This window comes from Aestuarium sp., assembly GCF_023253315.1.
Classification (GTDB): domain Bacteria; phylum Pseudomonadota; class Alphaproteobacteria; order Rhodobacterales; family Rhodobacteraceae; genus Marivivens; species Marivivens donghaensis.
Genome location: NZ_JALRGW010000229.1, coordinates 1 through 517, shown reverse-complemented (window position 1 = coordinate 517; position 517 = coordinate 1). Strand labels below are relative to the sequence as shown.

Below are 517 nucleotides of genomic sequence, written 5' to 3'. Positions count from 1 at the left end.
CCAGTCCCGAACCCGCATTCCCTTTTCGGTAGGACCGTCTAGAAGCTCAGCGACCTTTTTGTTCGAACTGACCTCCACCAGGATGGCATCGCTGTCCGCCGAGAGCACGAGCCCTGCAGAGTCGCGGTCAATCTTCAATCTGCCAAATCTCGATATGGTGTTTCGAATCTCCTGTACCACGCCCTCGGGAAGGTCATACTTCTTCCAGCGCTCTAGGGAAGAGATTATGAAGTCTGCGTCATGGCCGGCAGCCCGGGCGTTCCAGAGCCCGAGCCGAGTGATTCGGTAGGTGTGAATATGCTCGGGAGCCCGCTCCAACTCGGCAAAAATCGCAAGCTCGTGCCTGGCATCCTGGGCCTCGGGATGGTCCGTTTCAAGCAGGACAGTGCGGTCCGATTGAACGATTAGTGGCCCGGGCATCCCAAAATCCTAACTGAGCGTCACCGAGCGAATCCTGCCAATTGGGAGGGTGCGCTCTGCCTGTTTTTCCTCGTCTCTGCCTCGCAGTCTGCTCCCT

At 57.8% G+C, this 517-nt stretch carries 1 protein-coding gene; it reads right to left on the bottom strand.

The window, feature by feature from the left end; all coding sequences use genetic code 11:
* Window positions 1-420: helicase-associated domain-containing protein (locus tag AC1QQ2_RS15115; RefSeq protein ID WP_479713768.1), on the bottom strand; the 420-nt coding region annotated here is incomplete at its 3' end.
* Window positions 421-517 lie beyond the last annotated feature (97 nt).